Origin of the sequence: Arthrobacter globiformis NBRC 12137, assembly GCF_000238915.1 — a bacterium.
Taxonomy (GTDB): Bacteria; Actinomycetota; Actinomycetes; order Actinomycetales; family Micrococcaceae; genus Arthrobacter; species Arthrobacter globiformis.
Window position 1 is genome coordinate 23,654 of sequence record NZ_BAEG01000116.1, and the last position, 24,563, is coordinate 48,216.

General features: G+C 67.3%; 22 protein-coding genes and 1 pseudogene. 11 read left to right on the top strand and 12 right to left on the bottom strand.

Annotated elements, in window-relative coordinates; all coding sequences use genetic code 11:
* Position 1 precedes the first annotated feature (1 nt).
* A complete protein-coding gene (locus tag ARGLB_RS21460) occupies positions 2 to 1,417 on the top strand; it encodes a UDP-glucose dehydrogenase family protein (RefSeq protein ID WP_003806249.1) in 1,416 nt (471 codons plus the stop codon).
* A gap of 13 nt (positions 1,418 to 1,430) precedes the next feature.
* On the opposite strand, the gene ARGLB_RS21465 is transcribed toward ARGLB_RS21460, so the two are convergent.
* The gene (locus ARGLB_RS21465) at positions 1,431 to 1,637 is read right to left on the bottom strand and encodes a hypothetical protein (RefSeq protein WP_003806251.1); all 207 of its coding nucleotides are present in this window, start codon (positions 1,635 to 1,637) and stop codon (positions 1,431 to 1,433) included.
* A gap of 395 nt (positions 1,638 to 2,032) precedes the next feature.
* Between ARGLB_RS21465 and ARGLB_RS21470 the strand changes: the two genes are divergently transcribed.
* Positions 2,033 to 2,347: an ArsR/SmtB family transcription factor gene (locus tag ARGLB_RS21470; RefSeq protein WP_003806252.1), complete on the top strand. Its 315-nt coding sequence runs from the start codon at positions 2,033 to 2,035 to the stop codon at positions 2,345 to 2,347.
* Entirely contained in the window at positions 2,344 to 2,757 is a 414-nt protein-coding gene (locus ARGLB_RS21475) for an SRPBCC family protein (RefSeq protein WP_003806254.1), read from the top strand. The genes ARGLB_RS21470 and ARGLB_RS21475 overlap by 4 nt, the downstream gene beginning before the upstream one ends.
* Positions 2,758 to 2,852: 95 nt before the next feature.
* Here ARGLB_RS21475 and ARGLB_RS21480 read toward each other — a convergent pair whose 3' ends face one another.
* From ARGLB_RS21480 to ARGLB_RS21490, 3 genes are read right to left on the bottom strand one after another with little or no spacing between them, the layout of a single operon-like run.
* Complete coding sequence (locus ARGLB_RS21480; protein WP_003806255.1) at positions 2,853 to 4,175, bottom strand: MFS transporter; 1,323 nt, start codon at positions 4,173 to 4,175, stop codon at positions 2,853 to 2,855.
* Positions 4,172 to 5,770 carry an acetate--CoA ligase gene (locus ARGLB_RS21485; RefSeq protein WP_003806256.1) on the bottom strand — a complete coding sequence of 533 codons (1,599 nt, stop codon included), beginning with the start codon at positions 5,768 to 5,770 and terminating at the stop codon, positions 4,172 to 4,174. The genes ARGLB_RS21480 and ARGLB_RS21485 overlap by 4 nt, the downstream gene beginning before the upstream one ends.
* Before the next feature lie 14 nt (positions 5,771 to 5,784).
* A complete protein-coding gene (locus ARGLB_RS21490; RefSeq protein ID WP_003806257.1) occupies positions 5,785 to 6,552 on the bottom strand; it encodes an enoyl-CoA hydratase/isomerase family protein in 768 nt (255 codons plus the stop codon).
* Between the two features lie 113 nt (positions 6,553 to 6,665).
* On the opposite strand from ARGLB_RS21490, the gene ARGLB_RS21495 reads away from it, so the two are divergent.
* Complete coding sequence (locus tag ARGLB_RS21495) at positions 6,666 to 7,559, top strand: LysR family transcriptional regulator (RefSeq protein WP_003806258.1); 894 nt, start codon at positions 6,666 to 6,668, stop codon at positions 7,557 to 7,559.
* A gap of 13 nt (positions 7,560 to 7,572) precedes the next feature.
* Here ARGLB_RS21495 and ARGLB_RS23775 read toward each other — a convergent pair whose 3' ends face one another.
* Entirely contained in the window at positions 7,573 to 7,725 is a 153-nt protein-coding gene (locus ARGLB_RS23775; RefSeq protein ID WP_003806259.1) for a hypothetical protein, read from the bottom strand.
* Between the two features lie 183 nt (positions 7,726 to 7,908).
* On the opposite strand from ARGLB_RS23775, the gene ARGLB_RS21500 reads away from it, so the two are divergent.
* The 7 genes from ARGLB_RS21500 to bcp all read left to right on the top strand — a co-directional run bounded on the left by ARGLB_RS21500 (position 7,909) and on the right by bcp (position 15,588).
* Complete coding sequence (locus ARGLB_RS21500; RefSeq protein ID WP_003806260.1) at positions 7,909 to 8,709, top strand: hydroxypyruvate isomerase family protein; 801 nt, start codon at positions 7,909 to 7,911, stop codon at positions 8,707 to 8,709.
* Between the two features lie 88 nt (positions 8,710 to 8,797).
* Positions 8,798 to 9,676 carry a 2-hydroxy-3-oxopropionate reductase gene (locus tag ARGLB_RS21505; RefSeq protein WP_003806261.1) on the top strand — a complete coding sequence of 293 codons (879 nt, stop codon included), beginning with the start codon at positions 8,798 to 8,800 and terminating at the stop codon, positions 9,674 to 9,676.
* Positions 9,677 to 9,797: 121 nt separating this feature from the next.
* Positions 9,798 to 11,576, top strand: a complete 1,779-nt coding sequence (gene gcl, locus ARGLB_RS21510; protein ID WP_003806263.1) for a glyoxylate carboligase — start codon at positions 9,798 to 9,800, stop codon at positions 11,574 to 11,576.
* A 68-nt stretch (positions 11,577 to 11,644) separates the two neighbouring features.
* A complete protein-coding gene (locus tag ARGLB_RS21515; RefSeq protein ID WP_003806264.1) occupies positions 11,645 to 12,886 on the top strand; it encodes a glycerate kinase in 1,242 nt (413 codons plus the stop codon).
* Positions 12,879 to 14,222 carry an allantoinase AllB gene (gene allB / locus ARGLB_RS21520; protein WP_003806266.1) on the top strand — a complete coding sequence of 448 codons (1,344 nt, stop codon included), beginning with the start codon at positions 12,879 to 12,881 and terminating at the stop codon, positions 14,220 to 14,222. The genes ARGLB_RS21515 and allB overlap by 8 nt, the downstream gene beginning before the upstream one ends.
* Before the next feature lie 10 nt (positions 14,223 to 14,232).
* Positions 14,233 to 15,033, top strand: coding sequence for a winged helix-turn-helix domain-containing protein (locus ARGLB_RS21525; protein WP_003806267.1), 801 nt, complete (start codon positions 14,233 to 14,235; stop codon positions 15,031 to 15,033).
* 75 nt (positions 15,034 to 15,108) lie between these two features.
* Entirely contained in the window at positions 15,109 to 15,588 is a 480-nt protein-coding gene (gene bcp / locus ARGLB_RS21530; protein WP_003806269.1) for a thioredoxin-dependent thiol peroxidase, read from the top strand.
* Positions 15,589 to 15,727: 139 nt separating this feature from the next.
* Here the strand turns inward: bcp and purU are convergent, their stop codons facing one another.
* The 7 genes and pseudogenes from purU to glyA form a co-directional block, all read right to left on the bottom strand.
* Positions 15,728 to 16,627 carry a formyltetrahydrofolate deformylase gene (purU, locus tag ARGLB_RS21535; RefSeq protein ID WP_043420185.1) on the bottom strand — a complete coding sequence of 300 codons (900 nt, stop codon included), beginning with the start codon at positions 16,625 to 16,627 and terminating at the stop codon, positions 15,728 to 15,730.
* 2 nt (positions 16,628 to 16,629) lie between these two features.
* Complete coding sequence (locus ARGLB_RS21540) at positions 16,630 to 18,003, bottom strand: L-serine ammonia-lyase (protein ID WP_003806271.1); 1,374 nt, start codon at positions 18,001 to 18,003, stop codon at positions 16,630 to 16,632.
* Positions 18,003 to 18,638, bottom strand: a complete 636-nt coding sequence (locus ARGLB_RS21545) for a sarcosine oxidase subunit gamma (protein ID WP_003806272.1) — start codon at positions 18,636 to 18,638, stop codon at positions 18,003 to 18,005. Before ARGLB_RS21545 ends, ARGLB_RS21540 begins: the two co-directional genes overlap by 1 nt.
* Positions 18,631 to 21,573: a sarcosine oxidase subunit alpha family protein gene (locus ARGLB_RS21550; protein WP_003806273.1), complete on the bottom strand. Its 2,943-nt coding sequence runs from the start codon at positions 21,571 to 21,573 to the stop codon at positions 18,631 to 18,633. The genes ARGLB_RS21545 and ARGLB_RS21550 overlap by 8 nt, the downstream gene beginning before the upstream one ends.
* A pseudogene (locus ARGLB_RS23880) lies at positions 21,570 to 21,942 on the bottom strand (sarcosine oxidase subunit delta). Before ARGLB_RS23880 ends, ARGLB_RS21550 begins: the two are co-directional and overlap by 4 nt.
* A 30-nt stretch (positions 21,943 to 21,972) precedes the next feature.
* On the bottom strand, positions 21,973 to 23,193 hold the full coding sequence (locus ARGLB_RS21560) for a sarcosine oxidase subunit beta family protein (protein ID WP_003806275.1): 1,221 nt from the start codon (positions 23,191 to 23,193) through the stop codon (positions 21,973 to 21,975).
* Complete coding sequence (gene glyA / locus ARGLB_RS21565) at positions 23,190 to 24,530, bottom strand: serine hydroxymethyltransferase (protein ID WP_003806276.1); 1,341 nt, start codon at positions 24,528 to 24,530, stop codon at positions 23,190 to 23,192. Before glyA ends, ARGLB_RS21560 begins: the two co-directional genes overlap by 4 nt.
* Positions 24,531 to 24,563 lie beyond the last annotated feature (33 nt).

The window sequence follows — 24,563 nt, forward strand, 5'->3', positions numbered from 1 at the left end:
CATGATCAATTTCCCAAGGCGGGAAGCGGACGCGCTTTCCCTGTCCGTTATCGGGACCGGGTACCTTGGCGCAACGCACGCCGTCTGCATGGCACTGCTGGGGCACAGCGTGGTGGGGATCGACGTCGACGAGAACAAGATCCGTTCACTCGCCAGCGGAACACTGCCGTTCTACGAACCGGAACTGCAGGAACTGCTCCGCCGGATGCTGGAGAGCGGCAGACTAAGCTTCAGCACCGACTTCTCCGCCGCGGCGGGCGCAGACATTCATTTCCTGTGCGTCGGTACCCCGCAGATGCCCGACTCGCCGGCCGCCGACCTCCGCTTCCTGGACGCCGCCCTCGCCCGGCTGGCACCGCACCTGGACAGGGCCTGCCTCGTCGCCGGCAAATCCACCGTGCCCATCGGCACCGCCGAGCGGCTCGCAGCATTCCTCCGGTCGAGCTCGCCCGCGGGTGATCAAGCCGAACTCGTCTGGAACCCCGAGTTCCTCCGGGAAGGGCACGCCGTCGAGGACACCCTGCACCCGGACCGGCTCGTGTTCGGCGTGGCGTCCGAGTGGGCCCGGGATCGGCTGGCAGCCTGCTACGCGCCCGTCATCGCCGACGGCACCCCAGTGGTGGAGACCGACCCCGCCACCGCCGAACTGGTCAAGGCCGCCGCCAACTCCTTCCTGGCCACCAAAATCTCCTACATCAACGCGATGGCCGAAATCTGCGAAGCCACCGGCGCCGACGTCAACCAGCTCGCCACGGCCCTCTCCTACGACAACCGGATCGGCGGCCGGTTCCTCAAGCCCGGCCTCGGCTTCGGCGGCGGCTGCCTGCCCAAGGACATCCGCGCCTTCACCCACCGGGCCAAAGAGCTCGGCGTCGGGCAGGCCGTGGGCTTCCTGCAGGAGGTCGACGCCATCAACCAGCGCCGCCGCCAGCGCACCGTGGACCTCATCACCGAAATGGCCTGCGGGGACCTGGCCGGCGTGCACGTCACCGTCCTCGGCGCAGCCTTCAAACCCGACTCCGACGACATCCGCGACGCCCCCGCCCTCGACGTGGCCCGCATGCTCCACCAGGCCGGAGCCAAGGTCACGGTGTTCGACCCCAAAGCCATGGACAACGCCCGGCGCGCCTACCCGGACCTCGCCTACGCCGACACCCTCGAAGCCGCCGTCACCGGCGCCGAGATCGTGGCCCTCCTCACCGAATGGGACGTTTTCCGCCGGGCGGACCCCGCCGCGCTCGGCGCCCTGGTGCAGCGGCGGAACATCGTCGACGGCCGGCACGCACTCGACGCCGAGGCCTACCGCGCCGCCGGCTGGGACTACCGCGCCCTCGGCGCCCCGAGCAAGCTGCCGGCCCCGGTTTCCCGGGGGCAGGGTTCATTCATTGCAGCGGCGCATGTGGCTGAGCCCGTATAGCAGGCAGGACCGGTCAGAGCGCGGGGTCCGGTGTTCCTGCTGACTTGTTGCGGGTTTCCATCAGGTGCAGCTGCAGTTTCGCTTCTGCTTCCCGGCGCCGTTTGGCCTGCTCACGCATCTTCCGTGTTGCCTCGGAGCCTTCGGAGTGGATCAGTCCGGCCGTTGGATTGCGGGGAACGCCACCGCCGGAGGGTGCCGCCGCCATAAGTTCTTCGCCCATGCCCCATCGTCACATGGTCGTGACTTTGCGGGAAGAGTTGCCGCCGGAGCGTGACCGGATCGGAACCTGGCGGCATTCATAAGGGCCGGCGGCGTTTGGGAAGGCGCCCCGGGCTCGTAAGGATCGCTCTCCGGGGCTCTTGCCGTCGGCCCCATCTTTATTTTACGAGCCCGGAGCCCCGTAAAACAGGGCTTTTCAGGTTTCCCGGATCCCCAAATCAAGCGAATATCCGGCAAATCTGCACCGCTTTGCTGCACAGCCGGAGGACCCACCCCCCGGAAACCACGGAATCAGCGCCGGCACCGCCGGGAAAGAGGTGCAGATTTGTTCGGGCCACCGACTCGGCTGACCGGCCCCGGCTTTCATTTCGGATTTTTCCGACATATCCTGCAGGCGTGCTTCCCGATATCTTCGGCGCCTTGGCCAACCCGGCACGGCGCACCATCCTCGACGAGCTCCGCAACGGTCCGCGGACAGCGGGCGACCTCACGGGTCTGCTCGAGCAGAGCCGCTCCGCAGCATCGGAGCACCTCGCCGTGCTCCGCGAGGCCGGGCTCGTCCGGGAAGAGCGGCGCGGCAGGCATCAGGTGTATCACCTGCAGGCCGCCGGCATGGCCGAAGTGGGCAGCTGGCTAAAGCATTACGAGCACTATTGGAGCCGGCGCCTCGACGCGCTGGGCGACCTACTTGACGAGGAGAACCCATCATGACTGACAACACGATCCGCCTCACGCGCCACTTCCCGCATCCACCGGAGGCGGTGTGGAAGGCAATCACGACGCCGGAACTGCTCGCCCGCTGGTGGGCGCCGGGTGACATCGCCCCCACCGTCGGCCACCGATTCACCCTCGACATGGGAGCTTGGGGCACCCAGCAGTGCGAGGTCCTCGGCGTTGACCCCGGCACGTCCATCAAATTCCTGTTTGCCGAAGGCGCCCTGGACACCACCATCACGTGGACGCTTGAACCCGTCGAGGACGGCACGGTCCTGCACCTGGAGCACGCCGGCTTCAAGCTCGATACCCCGATGGGCCAGCAGGCCTTGCAGGGCATGGGCAAGGGCTGGCCCGGCGTCCTGTCGCGGATAGACGGGGTCCTCGTCGACGCAGCGCGTCCTTAGTCCGGCAGCGCGAATATCCCGCAACCAGGGAAAGGCCGGCACCGCTGGTGCCGGCCTTTCCCTGGTTTCCCCGCAGCCGGGGCTTCCAGTGCGAACTACAGAACTGTCGTACGAGACAGGGAGAGGTTCTTCGTCTCCCTGAAGAAAAGAATAACGACGACGGCGGAGACTACCGCCACGCCCATCAGGTAGAAGGCGGGAGCCAGGGGTGTGCCGAAGCCTGCGACCAGGCCGGTGGCCACAAAGGGCGCGGTGCCGCCGAAGAGAACGTAGGCCAGGGTGTAACCGATGGCCGAGCCGGACGCCCGGACAGAGCTGGGGAACATCTCCACCAGGGCCGGCACGTTGGAGGTTCCGATCACGGCCACCAGGGCGCCCAGGATGCTCGTCCCCAGGATGGCGAAGCCGAGTCCCAGCGGCATGATCGCGAAGGCGGGAATCGTCATCACCACGAAGCCAACGCACGCCACCAGCAACATCCTCTTGCGTCCATACTTGTCACTGGCCCTGGCCGCGACCGGGCAGGTCAAAGTGTAGACCAGCATGGTGACCACGCTGGTGATCATCGATTCAGTGCTTGAGTAGTGGAGGCTGGATGTCATGTAGGCGATCATGTAACTGCTCATCAGGTAGTAAGCCACGGCGTTGGTGATGCTGTAGCCGAAGAGCGTGAAGATCTGCCGGGCACACATGCGGACAGCGTCGCCGAGCGGCCTCTTGGCCACTTCACCCTTGTTCTCGAGTCCCCGGAAAACGGGAGTGTCATCCACGCGCGACCGGATGTACAAACCGATCAGGCCAAGCGGCGCAGCGAGCAGGAAGGGGATCCTCCAGCCCCAGGCCTGCAGGTCGGCCGGGCTGAGGTTTGCCGTAATGGCGGCGCCGAGCAGGGCGCCGGCGACGGAGGCCAGGCCCACAGTGGCCGGAATGATGCTGGCGTAAGTGGCACGCTTGCCAACCGGGGCGTACTCAACAATGAAGGCGGATGATCCGGTGTACTCGCCTCCTGTGGTGAAGCCTTGGACGGCCCGGAAGACGAACAGCAGGATGGGCGCCCAGATGCCGATCACGGCGAATGTTGGCAGGATGCCGATACAGAACGTGGCTGCGCTCATGATCACCACGCAGAGACCGAGCATCTTGTTGCGTCCGATCCTGTCGCCGTAGCGGCCGAAGAACGCTGCCCCGAGCGGCCTGGCGATGAAGCCGCCGGCGAAGATCGCCCACACGGCCAGCAGGGACGCCGTCGTCGAATAGTCCGGGAAGAAGAGCTTTGCGATCGTCACCGACATCACCGCATAGGCGGCGGAATCGAACCATTCCACGAAGTTTCCGACGGCGGCCGCTGCGGCCACGCGCTTCAGGCTGCGCCGGGGGGAAGACTCAGTTTCAGCGACGTTCTGGGTCATGGTGTTCATGATGGCTGTCCTTCGAGACGGGGAGAAGGGGTTGTGTGCGGGCGTTCACGCAGTTGCGCGCGCTGGACTTTTCCGGTGGCCGATTTCGGCAGCTCGGCGACGTATTCGATGAATCGCGGGTAGGCGAAGCGGGAGAAGTTCTCCTTCACGTGGGCCACGATGGTTTCACTCAGTTCCGCTCCCCCACAGTGGCCGGGCATCAGTTCCACCCATGCCTTGATGGACTGGCCTCGGAGTTCATCGGGCACGCCGGTAACCGACACGTCCCGCACGGGATCGAGTTCGCGAATGACTGCCTCCAGCTCATAGGGCCCCACTCGGTAGCCGGACGTTTTGATGACGTCGTCAGTTCTCCCCAGGAACCAGAAGTAGCCGTCATGGTCCGCGTAGGCCTGGTCCTTGGTGTGGTACCAGCCGCCCCCGAATGCGGCGGCGGACGCCTCGGGCAGGTTCCAGTATCCCAAGGGAAATTGCGGGTTGGAGCGCGCGCGGAGGCAGATCTCGCCGGTCTCGCCGACGGGAACTTCCTGCTCATGCGAGTCCAGCAGCCGGACGTCCCATCCAGGAAGTGGTCGGCCCATGGATCCGGGTTTCACCGGAACGTCCGGGTAATTTCCCAGCAGCGGATACGACTCCGTTGAACCGTAGTAGTCGAGCAGCGTCACGCCGTACTGCGACCGGAACCAGGCGATCAGGTCCTGCGTCAGCGGCTCATTGGACGAACAAACCGTCCGCAAGGACAGCGGGAAGCGAGTCCCGGCGTCGGGCACGTCTTCGCGCAGCTTGCGCAGGAACGTCGGGTTGACGAGCGCGCTGGTGACGCCGTTGCGGCTCATGCTGTCCAGCAGGGCCGCGGGGTCGAAGCCGCCGGCGGGGCGGAAGACCAGGTGGGTGGCGCCGAGCCGCAGCGGGCCCATCAGCTTGGCGAGCGACCATGCCCAGTCCCCCGCGCCGTAGAAGACGTCGCCGTCGCCGATCTGGTGACAGAACTCGAACTCGTTGTGCCCCAGGAGCGTCCTGTGGGCGTGGACGATTCCTTTGGCCCGGCCTGTGGTGCCCGACGTGTAGAAGATGAGGGCGGGATCGTCGGCTTTCGTTTCGACGTCCTGGAACTCCGTGGGCGCCTCGGCGATTGTGGGGCTGTCGATATCGATGAACGTCCCGTCGTAGCCGTCGAACAGTGATTTTGCGGAGTCCTCGGCGAGGATCACCGACGCGCCGCTGTCTTCGAGCCGGAAGCGGATGGGTTCTGCCGCCCAAAGCAGGGACATGGTGACCAGAATGGCACCGGTCCGCAGCACGCCGAGGTAGGCGGCGGGGGTGTCGGCGCGCTGCGGCAGGAGCACGGCGACGCGGTCGCCTTTTTTGATACCGGCGGCCTGCAAGGTGGCGGCAATCTGGCGGGAACGGTCCTGGATTTCGCCCCAGCTCACCTCTCGTTGACCTTCGACGGCGGACTCCAGGATGAGTGCGCGCTTGCTCCGCGGGTGCCGGTCGGCAACGTCCACGGCCATGTTGTAGTACTCCGGCACCTCCCAGCGGTGGGCGTCGAGCAGTTCTGCGTAGCGGTCCTGGGTGGCAGTGTTCGGCGTCACGACTGCGGCTCCCCTCAGCGTCCGCGGCCCGCGAGGAAACGGGCCATTTCCCGCTGCGGTTCGCCGGTGCCATAGGCCTCGCGGTGGACGCGCTTGGCTTCGGCCATGGCGTCGCTCAGGTCGTCGTCCTCGAGGCTGCGCAGGCGGTTCTTGGTCAGGCGGACGGCACCCGGGGGAAGGAGGCTCAAGCGTGCGGCGAGGTCCTGCGCGTAAGCCAGCACGCCGCCGTCGTCAGCGAGGTAGTTGAGCAGGCCGAGGCGCTGGGCTTCTGCGGCGTCCACCAGCTCGCCGGTGAGGACGAACTGGGAGGTTTTGGACTTGCCGAGGATGCTCCACATCGCCCAGATTCCGGTGATGCTGGGGATGCCGGAGAGGACTTCGGGCTGGCCCATGCGGACTTTCGAGTCGCCGACGCGGAGGTCCGCGAGGAGTGCGTACTGGAAGCCGGAGCCCGCGGCGACGCCGTTGACGGCGGCGATGGTGATCTGGTCGAGGTCGCGGACGGCGCGGTAGAGGCGGTCGAAGCCGTCGATCCACGCCTCGGCGGACGCGTGGTCCTCGGGATTCATGGATGCCGTCTCGGCCAGGTCCTGCCCGGCGCAGAACGCGCGTCCGCTGCCGGTGAGGATGACGGTGCGGACGTCCTCGTTGCCCTTCAGGCCTTCCAGATGGCCGATGAGTTCGCTGCGCATGGCCTCGGTCCAGGCATTGAGCTTGTCAGGCCGGTTGAGCGTGATCGTGGCAGTTGAGCCGGTTTGTTCGAAGACGACGTCTTGGGACATTGGGGGGTTTCCTTCCGTGGATGCTGCGGATTGCATCCATCAGAGCACCGCCGCATGTGACCCGTCTAACATCAAAATCCACTCGCTGTGATACCAAACTGATATGGTGCGGCATGGACATCCACCATTTGAAGTACTTCGTGGTGCTCAGCGAGGAGCTGCATTTTGGCCGCGCCGCCCAGCGGCTGCACATGGCCCAGCCACCGCTATCGCAGCGGATCAAGGACCTGGAGAAAGAACTCGGGGTTCTGCTGTTTCACCGCCGGCGCACCGGCGTCGAGTTGTCCGAGGCCGGTGCACTGCTGCTGGAGCACGCCCGCAATGTGCTGGACAACGTGGCCATGGCGCAGGAGTCGATGCGGCGGATCCGCCCGGGCGCCTCGGGCATCCTGCAGGTGGCGGTGCCGCCGGACACGAACCCCCGCGCTTTGGAGGCGATGGTCTCTTCGTTTGCCTCCGCCGCGCCGGATGTATTGCTGAACCTGCACGAGCTGACCACGGTGGAGCAGGTTGAGCGGCTGCGCGACGGCGAACTTGACGTTGCGGTGGTCCGTCACCCTTTGAGCAGCGTGGGTTTTGAGTCGGGGCCTGTTGCGTCCAAGGCCTTGGGAGTGGTCCTGAATGCTTCGCATCCGCTGGCTGCCTTGTCATCCGTGCGGCTGGGCGACCTGTCCGGGAACCCGCTGATCATCTTCCCGCGGCACATGGCCCCGCCCCTGTACGACTCGTTCCTTCAGACCTGCCGCGACGCCGGGTATCTGCCGGCAGCCATTGTCCACGCGCGCAACCAGCATTTCACGCACGGACTGATCATGGCCGGCCGGGGCGTGCACTTCAACGAAGAGCCGTGGACGCCGCTGCCTGACGGGATCGTGTGGCGCCCTCTGGTCGGCGATCCGCTGGCCTGGCGGACCTCGGCACTGTGGCTTAAGAGCCGCAGGTCAGCTGAGACGGACGCATTTGTTGAGGCTGTGCGGGCCGGGTTGGCGGCGGGCGGGCACGGGTAAAGAAGGCTCAGGGCTATCCGCCGATCGGGTGATCCTTCTCAGCCCAGTCCATGGCGCCCAGTCCGCGGTCCTCCACCGTGAGCAACTGCAGCTCGAGCATGTCTTCGGCCAGGCTCGCGGCGGGGCCAACCCTGTCCTCGTCGGTCATCCGGAATTCTGCGGCCACGGCTGCTCCTCGCTGGTTATCAGACGGCTTCGTTCTTTCACCCTAACCACTCCCCTTGACTACCCTGCCAACTCTTCCCTACACTTTTCATAAAGCAGAATCTAAATTCCACAAAGCGGAAACGGTAGAACAGCCGATAAGCAGGGAAGATAGATCAAAGCCCCTCCCCCGGAAGGACCTACGATGACGTACACAGTGAACTGCTCCATCCTGCTGACGGAACTGCCCCTGCTCGAGCGCCCCGCAGCCGCGAAGGCGGCGGGTTTTGACGCCGTCGAGTTCTGGTGGCCCTTTGAGAGCTCAGTCCCTTCCGACAGCGAGACCACGGCTTTCGAGCGTGCCATCACGGACGCCGGCGTCCAGCTCTCCGGCCTGAACTTCAACGCCGGCAACATGCCGGGCGGTGACCGCGGCCTGGTCTCCTGGGTGGGCCGTGAAGGTGAGTTCAAGGACAACATCGACGTCGTCGCCGGCATCGGCGAACGCCTCGGCTGCACGGCCTTCAACGCCCTCTACGGCAACCGCCAGGAGGAATTCAGCCCGGAGGAGCAGGACGAATTGGCTGCCAGGAACCTCGCCGCCGCAGCCGAAGGCGTGGCCCGGATCGGCGGCACCGTCCTCCTCGAACCCGTCAGCGGAGCCCCGCGGTACCCGCTCCTCAAGGCCCAGCACGCGCTCGACGTGATCGCCCGGGTCAAGGCGGAATCCGGCGCGCAGAACATCAAGCTGCTCGCCGATTTCTACCACCTGGCCGTCAATGGGGACGACGTCGCCGCCGTCATCGAAAAGCACGCCAAGGACTTCGGCCACATCCAGATTGCCGACAACCCCGGCCGCGGGGCTCCCGGAACCGGCGAGCTTCCCCTCGGCGAGTGGATCGCCCGCAGCCGCGAACTCGGCTACGACGGCTACATCGGCCTCGAATACAAGGAACCGCAGGAAACCGCCTTCAGCTGGGCGATCCGCGAACACGCCGCCAACTAGCCGCTGAGCGAGCTTGTCGAGATCTCGGTTTCGGCAAGCTCAACCAGCGACGACCAGAACCACCACAGACTTCAGAAAGAGAACCATCATGAGCAATGTTGCAGTCATCGGACTCGGAATCATGGGCCTGCCCATGGCCATCAACCTCGTCAAGGCCGGCCACACCGTCACCGGCTACAACCGCAGCCAGGACAAGATCGACAAGCTCATTTCCGAAGGCGGCAAGGGCGCCTCCAGCATCGCCGACGCCGTCAAGGACGCCGACGTCGTCATCACCATGGTGCCGGACTCCCCCGACGTCGAAGGTGTGGTCAGCGGCGCCGACGGCGTCTTCGCCAACGCCAAGCAGGGCACCCTCTGGATCGACGCGTCCAGCATCCGCCCCGACGTCGCCAAGCGCCTCTCCGAGGACGCCGTCGCAGCCGGCATCCGCCCCCTCGACGCCCCGGTTTCCGGCGGCGAACAGGGCGCCATCGACGCCGTCCTTTCCATCATGGTCGGCGGCGACAACGCAGACTTCGAGGCAGCCCAGGACGTCCTGAACGCCGTCGGCAAGACCATCGTCCACGTCGGCCCTTCCGGCTCCGGCCAGACCGTCAAGGCTGCCAACCAGCTGATCGTCGCCGTCAACATCGAGGTCCTGGGCGAGGCCATCGCCTTCCTCGAGGCCTACGGCGTGGACACCGACGCCGCCCTCAAGGTCCTCGGCGGCGGCCTGGCCGGCTCCAAGGTCCTGGACCAGAAGGGCCAGAAGATGCTGGACCGCAACTTCGACCCCGGCTTCCGCCTGGCCCTGCACCACAAGGACCTGGGCATCGTCACCTCTGCCGCCCGCGAAGCCAACGTCTCCATCCCGCTCGGCGCCGTCGTCGCCCAGCTGGTCGCCGCCACCGTCAACCAGGGCGACGGCGGCCTGGACCACTCGGGACTCTTCAAGCAAATCCTCCAGCTCAGCGGCCGGAAGTAAGCCAGCCGCCACCAGGGCGGACAACAAACAACAAACCAGGGCACCCGCCGTCGTACATAACGACGGCGGCTCCCCCGGTACACCCAAAAACAGGCTTTCCCACAGATTTTAGGAGTACACAATGACCAAGATGCGCACCGTAGACGCTGCCATCGCCATCCTGGAAAAGGAGGGCGCCACCGAGGCGTTCGGCCTGCCAGGCGCGGCGATCAACCCGTTCTATTCGGCCATGCGGGCCCACGGCGGCATCCGCCACACGCTGGCCCGCCACGTTGAAGGCGCCAGCCACATGGCCGACGGCTACTCGCGTGCAGCCGACGGCAACATCGGCATCTGCATCGGCACCTCGGGCCCCGCCGGCACCGACATGATCACCGGCCTGTACGCGGCGTGGGCCGATTCCATCCCGATGCTCTGCATCACCGGCCAGGCCCCGGTTGCCAAGCTGCACAAGGAAGACTTCCAGGCCGTGGACATCGAGTCCATCGCCAAGCCCGTCACCAAGATGGCCATGACCATCCTGGAGCCCGGCCAGGTTCCCGGCGCCTTCCAGAAGGCCTTCCAGCTGATGCGCTCCGGCCGCCCCGGCCCGGTGCTGCTGGACCTGCCGATCGACGTGCAGATGGCCGAGATCGAATTCGACATCGACACCTACGAGCCCCTGCCCGCCGAAAAGCCCAAGGCCTCCCGCAAGCAGCTGGAGAAGGCCCTGGACATGCTGACGGCCGGCGAGCGCCCGCTGATCGTGGCCGGCGGCGGCATCATCAACGCCGGCGCCTCCGCGCAGCTGGTGGAACTGGCCGAGCTGCTGAACGTTCCCGTCATCCCCACCCTGATGGGCTGGGGCGCCATCCCGGACGACCACGGGCTGATGGCCGGCATGGTGGGCCTGCAGACCAGCCACCGCTACGGCAACGAGAACTTCCTGCGCAGCGACTTCGTGATCGGCATCGGCAACCGCTGGGCCAACCGCCACACCGGCGGCCTGGACACCTACACCGCGGGCCGGAAGTTCGTGCACATCGACATCGAGCCCACCCAGATCGGCCGCGTTTTCTCCCCGGACTTCGGCATCGCCTCCGACGCCGGCGCCGCCCTGGACGGCCTGTTGGAGATCGCCCGCGAACGCCGGGCCGCCGGAACCCTGCCCGACTACAAGGCATGGGTTGCCGAGTGCGCAGAGCGCAAGGCCACCCTGCACCGCAAGACCCACTTCGACAACGTGCCGATCAAGCCGCAGCGCGTGTACGAGGAGATGAACAAGGCATTCGGCAAGGACACCACCTACGTGTCCACCATCGGCCTGTCCCAGATCGCCGGCGCCCAGATGCTGCACGTGTTCGGCGCCCGCAAGTGGATTAACGCCGGCCAGGCAGGCCCGCTGGGCTGGACCGCCCCGGCCGCCCTCGGCGTCGTGCGCGGCAAGCCGGGCGAAACGGTGGTGGCGCTGTCCGGCGACTACGACTTCCAGTTCATGATCGAGGAACTGGCCGTGGGCGCGCAGTTCAACCTGCCGTACATCCACGTGGTGGTGAACAACTCCTACCTGGGCCTGATCCGCCAGTCCCAGCGCGGGTTCAACATGGATTACCACGTGTCACTGGGCTTCGACAACATCAACTCCCCCGAGACCGAGGGCTACGGCGTTGACCACATCAAGGTGGTTGAAGGCCTGGGCTGCAAGGCCATCCGCGTGACTAGCCCCGAGGACATGCCGGCCGCGTTTGACAAGGCCAAGGCACTGATGGGCGAGTTCCAGGTTCCCGTGGTGGTGGAAGTGATCCTGGAAAAGGTCACCAACATCTCGATGGGCCTCGAGATCAACGCCGTGAACGAGTTCGAGGACCTGGCAGCCTCCGCCGCCGACGCCCCCACCGCCATCCTGGCCCTGCAGGACTAACAACCTGCGGGACCGGCACCCAGCTGGACAATACAGCCGCACCCAAAAGTACCGAAGATAGGCAAGCAATGCGCATCGTGATCGCGCCGGACAAGTTCAAGGGCTCACTCTCCGCCCCGGACGTCGCCCGGCACCTTGAAACAGGGCTCCGGAAGGGCGCCGCCACAGCGGACGGCCCCGGCCCTGCGGGACTGGGCACCGCCGAGGGACCGGGCACCCTTGAGGTACTGCGGATTCCCGTGGCCGACGGCGGCGAGGGCACCCTCGACGCCGCCGTCGGCTCCGGCTTCACCCGCCGCCGCGCCGTGGTCAGCGGCCCCACCGGGCAGCCGCTGACGGCGGAGTTCGCGGTCCGCGGCCGGGAGGCCGTGATCGAAATGGCCGTCGCGTCCGGCCTCGCCGTCCTGCCGCCTTCCGCTGTGTCCGAGCACGACGGCGGGCGGCCGGGTTCGGACTCTGCCCGGACTGCCAGCAGCCTGGGCACCGGGGAACTGATCCGCGCGGCGCTCGACGCCGGCTGCCGGCAGATCATCCTCGGCGTCGGTGGCAGCGCCAACACCGACGGCGGCGCTGGCGTGCTGCAGGGACTCGGCGCCCGGCTGCTTGACGCCGCCGGCAACGAACTGCCCCTCGGCGGCGCGGCGCTGGCGCAGCTGGCAGCCATCGACTTCTCCGGCTTCGACGCCCGGCTGGAGGAATCCCGCTTCATCCTCGCGAGCGACGTGGACAACCCGCTGCTCGGACCGGAAGGCGCGGCAGCCATCTTCGGGCCGCAGAAGGGTGCCACCGCCGCCGACGTCGGCGAGCTCGACGCGGCCCTGGCCAACTTCGTCCAAGTTCTCGCCGCGGAGATCGGGCCGCGCGCGGTCAAGGCCGCCAGCGCGCCGGGCGCCGGAGCGGCCGGCGGCGTCGGCTACGCCGCGATCGCGGCACTGGCGGCATCACGCCGCCCGGGCATCGACGTCGTGCTTGAATTCACCCGGCTGGCAGAACGGCTGGCCGGCGCGGACCTGGTGATCACCGGCGAAGGAAGCCTGGACGAACAGAGCCTTCTGGGCAAGACGCCCATGGGCGTAGCCCGCGCTGCAGCTGCGGCCGGCGTGCCGGTGCTCGCCGTCTGCGGACGGACAACGCTGACGCCGGAACAGCAGCAGACATCCGGTTTCCGGCAGGTCTACCCACTGACGGCGCTGGAAAGCAATGTAGAGATATGTATAGCTGAAGCAGGCCGACTGCTTGAAGAATTGGGTCAGCACATCGGCGTGCACCTGACCGACAGTGCTTACACGAAGGAGCCCCTGAATGTCTGAAGAACGCTTTGACCTGGTCATCCGGGGCCGGCGCATCCTCACCACCGCCGGGATCGCCGCCCGTGAAGTGGGCGTGCGCGGCGGAAAGATTGTGGCCCTCGAGCCGCTCGGCAACGGCCTCGCGGGCGCCGAGGTCATCGAACTGGCCGACGACGAAACCCTGATCCCGGGCCTGGTGGACACGCACGTCCACGTCAACGAGCCCGGCCGCACCGAGTGGGAGGGCTTCGCCTCCGCGACCCGCGCGGCAGCCGCCGGCGGCGTCACCACCATCATCGACATGCCGCTGAACTCCATCCCGCCCACCACCAATGTGGAGGGCCTCAAGCTCAAGCGCGAGGTGGCCGAGGACCAGGCCTTCGTGGACGTCGGCTTCTGGGGCGGCGCCATCCCCGGCAACAAGGCCGATCTGCGGCCGCTGCACGACGAGGGCGTCTTCGGCTTCAAGTGCTTCCTGCTGCACTCCGGCGTGGACGAGTTCCCGCACCTGGAGGCGGACGAGATGGAGGAGGACCTGCGCGAGCTGAAGTCCTTCGACTCGCTCATGATCGTCCACGCCGAGGACTCGCACGCCATCGACCACGCACCCCATCCCGGCGGCGCCCACTACTCCACCTTCCTCGCCTCCCGCCCCCGCGGCGCCGAGAACAAGGCCATCGCCGAGGTGATCGAGCGCGCCCGCTGGACCGGCGCCCGCGCCCACATCCTGCACCTTTCGTCGTCGGACGCGCTGCCCATGATCGCTTCGGCAAAGCGCGACGGCGTGCACCTCACCGTGGAGACCTGCCCGCACTACCTCACGCTCATGGCCGAGGAAATCCCCGACGGCGCCACCGCATACAAGTGCTGCCCGCCCATCCGCGAGGCCTCCAACCGCGAGCTCCTCTGGCAGGGCCTGCAGGACGGCACCATCGACTGCATCGTCTCCGACCACTCCCCCTCGACGCTGGACCTGAAGGACCTCGAAAACGGCGACTTCGCCGTGGCCTGGGGCGGGGTCTCCTCGCTGCAGCTGGGCCTGTCCCTGATCTGGACCGAGGCCCGGCACCGCGGCATCCCGCTGGAACAGGTGGTCTCGTGGATGGCCGAGAAGCCGGCCGCACTGGCCCGCCTCTCCAACAAGGGCCAGCTTGCCCTGGGCTACGACGCCGACTTCTCCGTCTTCGCCCAGGACGAGGCCTTCGTGGTGGACGTCTCCAAGCTCAAGCACAAGAACCCCATCACCCCGTACGACGGCAAGGCACTCTCCGGCGTCGTCCGCCGCACCTACCTGCGCGGCAGCGTGGTGGACGGCCAGACCCCCGGCGGCAAGCTGATCCGCCGCGGCGGCATCTGAGGACCGCGCGGTGGCTGTGCATGCCCATTCACCGCGCGGCACTTCGGCCCCCTGGGGCGCCAAGGCCCACGGTGCTGCCAACGCCCCCGGACCAGCCAACGCCCACAGGCCTGCCATGGCCCCGGGGACTGCTAAAGCCCACGGCCTGGCGGTCTGGGTAGCTCCCCCCGAAGGCCAGGACATCGATCCGGCGGTCCTGGCCCGGGCCGCCGAGCTGGTGCTGGCGCGGGCCCTTCATTTTGCTCCGGAGGCGGAAGTCCACTGGCCCGCCGCCGGAGCTGCAACTTCCGCCGCCGGGACGCACCCAGGCATGCCCCCAGGGGAGGGGGAACCCAACGGTGCGCCCGACGGCGGAACTCCCGTGCCGCCGTCGTCCTCCCTGGAAGATTCCCCGCAACCGGAACCAGCGGAACTGAACTCCTCAGTACCGTCGTCCACGGAAACGGACGACGGCGGCGCCACCCACCTCCCGCCGTCGGCCGGGCACGTCAGCCGGGTGGCCGTGGACCTTGCCCGGTCCGAAGTGCTGCTGGACGGCGAGCGGGTGCCGCTGACCGGCGTCGAATTCAAGCTGCTGCGCTACCTCGTGGAGCACTGCTCGCGGACTGTTGACCGGGAGGAGCTGCGGCTGTTCCTGGAGTCGTTCGACAGCCCCGGCGCCGCCACCCGTTCCATCGACGTCTACGTGGGGCGGGTACGGCGGAAGCTGCTCGGCGGGCGGCACGCGATCGCCACGGTCCGCGGCGGCGGCTACCGCTTCATCTGCGGACCCGCAGCCACGGTGCGCGGACCGGCGGAATACAGTATCTAGGGCTGCTGTTATCCATATCAGTCATTGTGCCTGACCAGATTTTTCGCTCGACCCAGATCCATCAGAAGGAATGCCATGAGCCCCAAACTGACCACCAAGCTCCAGCCCGGAACCCAGGCGCCGGATTTCACCCTGCAGGACGCCGAAGGCAAGCAGACCGCGCTGGCCGACTACCGCGGCAAGAACGTCATCGTGTACTTCTACCCCGAAGCCGCAACTCCCGGCTGCACCACCGAGGCCTGCGACTTCCGCGACAACCTGGCCTCCTTCCAGGGCTCCGGCTATGCAGTGCTGGGCATCTCCCCCGACGCGCCGGAGAAGCTGGCCAACTTCACGGGCGACTTCGGGCTCACCTTCCCGCTGCTGGCTGACGAGGACCACGCAGTGGCCTTGGCCTACGGCGCCTGGGGCGAGAAGCTCGTCGACGGCGAGGTGCAAGAGGGCATCGTCCGCTCCACCGTCGTCCTGGATCCCGAAGGCAAGGTCACGCTGGCCCAGTACCAGGTCAAGGCGCAGGGCCACGTCCAGGCGCTCCGCGAACAGCTGGGCGTCTGACCCGGACGCTCTCTCACATTTCGCTGCTAAGTCACCGACGCTCTCTCACTTTTCGCAGCTTAAACCGAAACGCTCCTGCAAGAACTGGACCAGTTCAAACTGCAGGAGCGTTTCGGTTTAAGCGGCAGGCGTGAGGTCCCTACTTCAGGACCACGGTCCGGTTGCCGTTCAGGATGATGCGGCCTTCGCAGTGCCAGCGGACGGCGTTGCTGAGCGCCTTGCACTCGGTGTCCCGACCGGCGGCGACCAGGTCCTCGGGGCCGAAGGTGTGGTCCACCTCGACCACCTGCTGCGCGATGATCGGGCCCTCGTCGAGTTCCGCGTTCACGTAGTGCGCCGTGGCACCAACCGTCTTCACGCCGCGGGCGTAGGCCTGGTGGTACGGCTTGGCACCCTTGAACGAGGGCAGGAATGAGTGGTGGATGTTGATTGCCTTGCCATCCAGTTTCCGCGCCAGGTCGTCGCTGAGAACCTGCATGTACCGGGCCAGCACCACCAGCTCGACGTCGAGCTCGTCCACGATTTCCAACAGCCGCGCCTCTGCCTGCGGCTTGGTGGCCGCGGTGACGGGGATGTGGAAGAACGGAATGCCGTGCCAGTCCACGAGGGCCTGGTGGTCGGTATGGTTTGAAACCACGCCCACAACCTCGATGGGCAGTTCCCCCACGCGGGCCCGGAAAAGCAGGTCGTTGAGGCAGTGTCCGAACTTCGAGACCATGATCAGGACCTTGCGGCGGGACCCGTTCCGTTCCAGCCGCCACTTCATGTTGTACTTCTCGGCAACCGGGCTGAAGCCGGCACGCAGCTGGTCCAGCGTGGATTCGTTCCCGTCGGATGCGAAGTGCACCCGCATGAAGAAGTGGCCTTCGGACCGGTCGCCGAACTGCTTGTTGTCGATGATGTCGCAGCCGTATTCCAGCAGGAAGCCGGAGACGGCGTGCACGATGCCGGGGCCTTCGGGGCAGTCGAGGGTCAGGACGTGCTCGACGCCGTTGCTTGCCTGCCCGGAGGCGCGGTCCTCAGTCTGGATAGCAGTCATGTTCAGCACTCAATTACATTCACAGCGAGGCCTCCTCGAGAGGTTTCCTTGTACTTGGTTTTCATGTCGGCTCCGGTGTCGCGCATGGTCTTGATGGCCTTGTCCAGCGACACCTTGTGGCTGCCGTCCCCGTGCAGGGCCAGCCGCGCGGCGTTGATCGCCTTGACGCTGGCGATCGCGTTCCGCTCGATGCACGGGATCTGCACCAGGCCGCCCACGGGGTCGCAGGTCAGCCCGAGGTTGTGTTCGATCCCCACCTCAGCGGCGTTCTCCACCTGTTCGGGCGTGCCCCCCAGCACCTCGCAGAGTCCGGCCGCGGCCATGGAGCATGCGGAGCCGACCTCGCCCTGGCAGCCCACCTCCGCACCGGAGATGGAGGCGTTGATCTTGAACAGAATCCCGACGGCGGCCGCCGCCAGCAGGAAGCGCACCACACCGTCGTCGTCCGCTCCCGGAACAAACTTCATGTAGTAGTGCAGGACCGCCGGCACGATGCCGGCTGCCCCGTTGGTGGGGGCGGTGACGATGCGGCCGCCGGCCGCGTTCTCCTCGTTGACGGCCAGCGCGTAGAGGTTCACCCACTCCATGGCGCGGAGCGGGTCCGTGCTGCCGGAGTCCTTGGACAGGGTCTTGAAGAGCGACGGCGCCCGCCGCCTCACCTTCAACCCGCCGGGAAGGATGCCTTCCGCGGCGCAGCCGTTGTCCACGCATTCGCGCATGACGGCCCACAGCTTCAGCAGTTCCTCACGGAGTTCCGCCTCGCTGCGCCAGACCAGTTCGTTGGCGAGCATGACGTCCGAGATGGACATGTTTTCGCGGCTGCAGATCTCCAGGAGCTCGTTGGCCGTGGTGAAGGGGTACGGCAGCGGGGTTTCGTCCGCAATCACCTTGGCACCGGCGTCGGCATCCCCGTCAACGACGAACCCGCCGCCGATGGAGTAGAAGCTCCGTTCGCTCAGCACCGTGCCCGCGTGGTCCAGGGCGCGGAAGGTCATGCCGTTGGGGTGGGCCGGCAGCGACTTGCGGCGGTGCAGCACCACGTCCTCGTCCCAGTTGAAGTCCACCCGGTGGTCGCCGCCGATCCGGAGTTCGGCGTCGAGGGCGGCGGCTGCGACCTGGTCGTCGGCGGTGGAGGTGTCCACCGTCTCCGGTTCCAGGCCCTGCAGGCCCAGCACCACGGCCTTGTCGGAGCCGTGGCCCCGGCCGGTGGCACCCAGGGACCCGAAGAGCTCTGCCTGGACCCGGGTGGTGGCACTCAGCAGTCCACCGCCCTTGAGCCCGTCGGCGAACTGCTTTGCCGCCCGCATCGGGCCGACCGTGTGTGACGACGACGGCCCGATGCCAACGGAAAACAGATCCAGGGCGCTTAGCGCCATCAGGGCACCTCGGGGGAAGCGAACTCCCTCATGGCGTCCAGGAGCCAGCGGCCCAGGTAATCCGCGAACGAGGCGCGGGGGAACAGCCGGAAGCTTTCTTCCCCGGTCTTGAACAGGGCCACCGGGATGTTGCCGACCTCGGTGTTCAGGGCGGTGCCCGGCTTGAGGGTGCGGGGGTGCAGGTCAAGGGCGCAGCCCTTCTCCAGCACGGCGCGGGCCCGCGGGCCGGACAGCTCGAACGTGGTGCGGTTGGCGGACAGGTCCACCACCTGCCCGGCGGCGTCGCCCAGGGCGGACTTGAGGGAGCCGATCAGGTCCCCGCCTAGGGAGTCGTGGGCGTCTTCCGGGGCCACCACCAGGAACTCCTGCGGGCCGAGCCACAGGACGCTGACGCGTTCCGTGCCGCCGACATCGCCGCAGCGCTCCGGCAGGCCGCCGGTGACGGAGGCAATCCGGGCGCCGGCCTCGGAGCTGCGGTCCACCCGGACTCCGACCATGGTCTGGAACGGACCCTCGTTCAGGGTGACGGTTCCCTGCACGGACCCGGTGTCGAATGCTTCGGCCAGGTGTGAGGCTGGGCTGCGGCGGATTTCCCGGAGTCCATTGATGCCTGTGAAGGCTGCGGTGTTAGCCATCTTTGCGGGTCCCTTCGGGGTCAAAAAGTACGGTTTCGGCCACGACTACGTCGACGAGCTGGTTGCCTGCAGCGGCCACCAGGGTCTCGCCGATCCGGTTGCGGCCGTTCTTGATCAGGGCCAGGCCGAACGAGCGGCCCAGCGCGGCGCTGTGGTAGCTGGAAGTCACGAAGCCCTGCATCGGGACGGGGCCGTAGGCGGGGCTGGTGCTGATGCCCTTTTCCACCAGCTGGGTTCCTTCCGGAAGCCTCAGCGAGCCGTCCACCGGCAGGACGCTGACCAGGTGCTTGCGGTCATCGCGCTGCTGGTCCAGCCGGGAGTAGGAGCGCTTGCCGATGAAGTCCTTGGCCTTGGAGACGATCCATTCCATGCCGGCATCCTGCGGGGTGACCGTGCCGTCGGTGTCCTGCCCGACGATCGGGTAGCCCTTCTCGGCACGCAGCACGTGCATGGTCTCGGTGCCGTAGGGGGTGATGTTGAACTCGGCACCTGCCGCGGCAACGGATTCCCAGGTGTTCAGCCCGTACCAGGACGGCACGTTGATTTCGTAGGCCAGTTCACCGGAGAACGAGATCCGGCAGATGCGGGCCTTCACGCCGGACGCGAGGGTGGTTTCGCGGAAGGTCATGAATGGGAAGGCCTCGGCGTCGAGTCCGCCGTTGGCGGCCAGTTCCGGGGCAACCTTGGCGATGACGTCGCGGGACTTGGGCCCGACGACGGCGATCGTGCTCCACTGTTCGGTCACCGAGGTGCAGTGCACGTCGAGTTCCGGCCATTCGGTCTGCAGCCATTCCTCCAGCCAGTCCAGCACCTTGGCGGCGCCGCCGGTGGTGGTGGTCATGAAGTAGGTTTCCTCGTCCAGGCGCAGGGTCACGCCGTCGTCGAAGATCATGCCGTCCGAGAGGCACATGACCCCGTAGCGGGCGGAGCCCGGGGCCAGCTTCTTGAACGCGTTGGTGTAGATCCGGTTCAGGAACTCACCGGCGTCCTTGCCGCGGATTTCGATCTTGCCGAGGGTGGTGGCGTCCATGAAGCCCACGGAGTCGCGGACGGCGGCGCACTCGCGGAGCACAGCCTCGTCCATGTCTTCCCCGTTCTGCGGGTAGTACCACGGACGCTTCCACTGCCCGACGTCCTCGAACAGTGCGCCCTGGGCAACGTGCCACGGGTGGATCGAGGTGACGCGGGCGGGATCGAACAGCTCGCCGCGCTGGCGGCCGGCCAGCGCCGCGAAGGCCACCGGGGTGAACGGCGCACGGTAGGTGGTGGTGCCGATGTCGCCGATGCCCCGGGACGCTTCGCCTGCGGTGCGCAGTGCAGCGGCGATGACGCCGATCGCGTTGACGCCGGACGTCTTGCCCTGGTCGTTGGCGGTGCTGATGGAGGTGTAGCGCTTGACGTGCTCCACGGACCGCATGCCGGCACCGGTGGAGCGCAGGACGTCGGCCACGGACTGGTCACGCTGGAAGTCGACGAAGTGGTGGTGCCAGTCGTCGGGGGTTCCGGTCTGGCCGGGGACCAACCACAGCTGGCGGGTCGGGGCGGATGCCTTCGGCTCCGCCAGGGCGGAGGGCTCGACGGCGGTCTCGAAGCCGGCGGCGATCGCGGCCGCGGCTCCGGCCGAGATGCCCTCGGCGAGGCAGTCCGCGAGTTCGAAGCTGCCGCGGCCGGAACCGATGGTCTGCTGGTTCGGAACCACGGTGGCCGGCACGAAGGCCGCGAGGTCCTCGTCCCAGCGCAGCTTGCCCTGGCGCTGCGAGTGCAGGTGCACCAGCGGGCTCCAGCCGCCGGACACTGCCAGCAGGTCGGCGGCGATCTCTTCGATGCCCGAGGTGAGTTCGCCGTCGTCGTTGATGCTGCGGACGGTGACGCTGTTCAGGCGGCCGTCCGAGCCGGCGGCCGTGTTGGCAACCGCGCTGCCGATGAGCACCCGGGTGCCGGCTTCGACGGCGGCGGCAGCCACCGGCGTGAGGGCCGGACGGGCGTCGACGACGGCCGCGACCTTGACGCCGGCGGCGAGGAGGTCCGCGGCCAGGGCGTAGGCGCTGTCGTTGGTGGTGTTGATGACCACGCGGGACCCGGCGGCCACGGCGTAGCGGTTCAGGTAGCTGCGGACAGCCGAGGCGAGCATGATGCCCGGGCGGTCGTTGTTCTCGAACACCAGCGGACGCTCGTGGGCGCCCGGGGCCAGGACAACCTGGCTGGCACGGATGTGCCAGATGCGCTGCCGGGAGACGCCGGCGGCGGCCGGGCTGGAGAGGTGGTCGGTGCGGTTCTGCACGGCGATGACGTAGTTGGCGTCGTAGGCGCCGAAGGCGGTGGTGCGGTTCAGCACGGTGCTTTCGGCACCGGAGACGAGTTCAGCCTCGACGTCGGCAACCCATTCCAGGGCGGGCTTGCCCTCGATGGTTTCCGCCAGTTCGGAGGCGGTGGAACCGGAGAGCAGCGAACCGCCGAGTTCGGGCTGGTCGTCCATCAGGATGACGCGGGCGCCGGTGCGGACTGCTTCGCGGGCCGCGGCCAGGCCGGCGGGGCCGCCGCCGATGACGAGGATGTCGGTGTGGACGTACTTCTTGTCGTACTCGGCGCGGTCATCCGCGGGGTCCAGCTTGCCCAGGCCGTTCAGGAAGCCGGCCTTCAGGCCGTCCACCAGCGAAACGGTGGTGGCGGGAAGCATGGACTCGGCAACATCACCGGGGAACCGGGCTTCGATCCGGACCAGGGCGTTGGGCTCTTCCACGCCGGCCGCCAGGATGCCGCGGGCACGGTCCTCGTACAGCGAGTTGCCGGCGGCGATGCGGCCGTTGGCCAGCAGCGCGGAGGCCAGGGTGTCGCCCGGGTGTCCGGTGAATTCCTCGCCGTCCACGGTGAAGCGCCAGGAGATGCTGCGGTCGATGCGGCCGCCGGTGCTGAGGCGCGCGTTCTGGGAGGTCACTTGGTCGCTCCTTCCGGGGCGGTGCTGGGGCTGAGGGGGGTGGTGCTGGCGGCGCCGGTGCTCGCGGTGCCGGTGTCAGCTGCGGGTGGGACGGGCGCGGCGGGCCGCGGCACCCCCCATCTGGTACACGGCCTGGATGTCGTATGTGACCGTGTCGCGGAGCATGTTGAACCACTGCCGGCAGCCGGTGCTGTGCACCCACCGTTCGGCGAAGGTGCCCTTGGTGTTTTCGCGGTAGAACAGGTACTCGGCCCATTCCCGGTCGGTGAGGTCGTTGGGGTTCTCGGGGTAGGGCACGTGGGCCTGGCCGCCGTAGTGGAACTCGGTTTCGTCCCGCGGGCCGCAGTTGGGGCAGGAGATAAGCAGCATGTGCGTCTTCTTCTTTCTTGTGGACCGTGGCTAGTGGGCGACGGCGGCTGCGCCGTGTTCGTCGATCAGGGCACCGGTTTCGAAGCGTTCCAGGGCAAACGGCCTGTTGAGCTTGTGCGGTGCTCCGGTCGCGATGGTGTGCGCGAAGGTCAGACCGGCAGCCGGCGTGCCCTTGAAGCCGCCGGTTCCCCAGCCGCAGTTGACGAACATGTTGTCCACCGGGGTGGTGCCCACGATCGGTGAGGCATCGAGGGTGGTGTCAACGATGCCGCCCCAGGTCCGGAGCACGTGTGCCCGGGCAAAGATCGGGAACAGTTCGACGGCGGCCGCCATCTGGTGCTCGATCACGTGGAAGGAACCGCGCTGGCCGTAGCCGTTGTAGGAGTCGACACCGGCGCCCATGACCAGCTCACCCTTGTGCGCCTGGGAGACGTACACGTGGACGTGGTTGGACATGACGACGGTGGGGTGCACGGGCTCGTGCAGCTCGGAGACCAGGGCCTGCAGCGGGTGGGACTGGATGGGGAGCCGGAAGCCGGCCATTTCCGCCAGGACCGAGCTGTGGCCGGCGGCGCAGAGGCCCACCTTCTCGGTGTTGATGGTGCCGCGGTTGGTCTTGACGCCCACCACGCGGTTGCCGTCCTTGACGAAGCCGGTAACTTCGCAGTTCTGGATGATGTCCACGCCCATCTCGTCACACTTGCGGGCGAAGGCCCAGGCGACGTGGTCGTGCTTGGCGATGCCGGCGCGCGGCTGGTAGGTGGCGCCCATGACCGGGTAGCGGATGTCGTCGCGGATGTTCAGGATGGGGCAGAGTTCCTTGACCTGCTGCGGGTCGAGCCATTCCGCGTCCACGCCGTTGAGCTTGTTGGCGCCCACACGGCGGATGCTCTCGCGCACGTCGCCCAGGGTGTGGGCCAGGTTCATCACACCGCGCTGGCTGAAGAGGAAGTCGTACTCCAGCTCCTCGGGCAGGATCTCCCACAGCTTCAGGGCGTGCTCATAGATGGCGGCGCTCTCGTCCCAGAGGTAGTTGGAACGGATGATGGTGGTGTTGCGGGCCATGTTGCCGCCGGCCAGCCAGCCCTTTTCCAGCACCGCGATGTTGGTCATGCCGTGGTTCTTGGCCAGGAAGTATGCGGTGGCCAGGCCGTGCCCGCCGCCGCCGACGATCACGGCGTCATAGGAGGACTTGGGCTCGGGGTTGTGCCACAGGAAATCCGGGTGCTCCGGGAGCTGGTGGGTGCTCACTGGGCTGCTCCAATCATGTCATCTTCGAAGGCGGCAATCTCGGGTGCGCCGCTGAGCTGGGGGTACAGGGGGAACTGCTCGGCCAGTGCAGTGACGCGGGCGCGGAGTTCGACGGCGGTGCCGTCGACGAGCGTTCCGGTGCCGGCGGCAGTGGTCAGCGCTGTGGCGATGATGTCCGCTACCTCGGTGAACTCGGTGGCGCCGAAGCCGCGGGTGGCCAGGGCGGGGGTACCGATCCGGAGGCCGGAGGAAACCATCGGCGGGCGGGGGTCGAAGGGGACGGCGTTGCGGTTGACGGTGATGCCGATCCGGTGCAGCGTGTCCTCGGCCTGCTGGCCGTCCAGCTCGGAGTTCCGCAGGTCAACGAGGACCAGGTGGACGTCCGTGCCGCCGTTGACCACGGTGATGCCGGCGGCTTCGACGTCGGGCTGCAGGAAGCGCTCGGCCAGCAGCTTTGCGCCCTCGAGGACGCGCTCCTGGCGCTCCTTGAAGCCCTCGGTTGCTGCCAGCTTGAAGGCCACGGCCTTGGCGGCGATGACGTGCTCCAGCGGGCCGCCCTGCTGGCCGGGGAAGACGGCGCTGTTGATCTTCTTGGCGTACTGCTCCTTGGCGAGGATGACGCCGCCGCGGGGACCGCCCAGGGTCTTGTGCGTGGTGGTGGTGACGACGTCGGCGTACGGCACCGGGTTCGGGTGCAGGCCGGCGGCGACGAGGCCGGCGAAGTGGGCCATGTCCACCATCAGGTAGGCACCGACGAGGTCGGCGATCCGGCGGAACTCGGCGAAGTCGAGCTGGCGGGAGTAGGCGGACCAGCCGGCCACGATGAGCTTCGGCTTGTGCTCCAGGGCCAGGGCCTCGACCTCGGCCATGTCCACGCGGAAGTCGGACTCGCGGACGTGGTACGGGACCACGTTGTAGAGCTTGCCGGAGAAGTTGATGCGCATGCCGTGGGTGAGGTGGCCGCCGTGGGCCAGGTCCAGGCCGAGGATGGTGTCGCCCGGGTTCAGCAGCGCGAACATGGCGGCGGCGTTGGCCTGCGCGCCGGAGTGCGGCTGGACGTTGGCGAACTCGGCGCCGAAGAGTGCCTTCACGCGGTCGATGGCCAGCTGCTCGACGACGTCGACGTGCTCGCAGCCGCCGTAATAGCGCTTGCCCGGGTAGCCCTCGGCGTACTTGTTCGTGAGGACCGAGCCCTGCGCCTCCATGACGGCCGCAGGAGCGAAGTTCTCCGAGGCGATCATTTCCAGCGTGGACTGCTGGCGGTCCAGCTCGCGTGCGACGGCCTGCTGGATCTCGGGATCGACTGCGGAAAGTCGGTCGTTCAACTGCTCAACCACGAATGCTCCTTATGAAATACCACTTTGCTTATG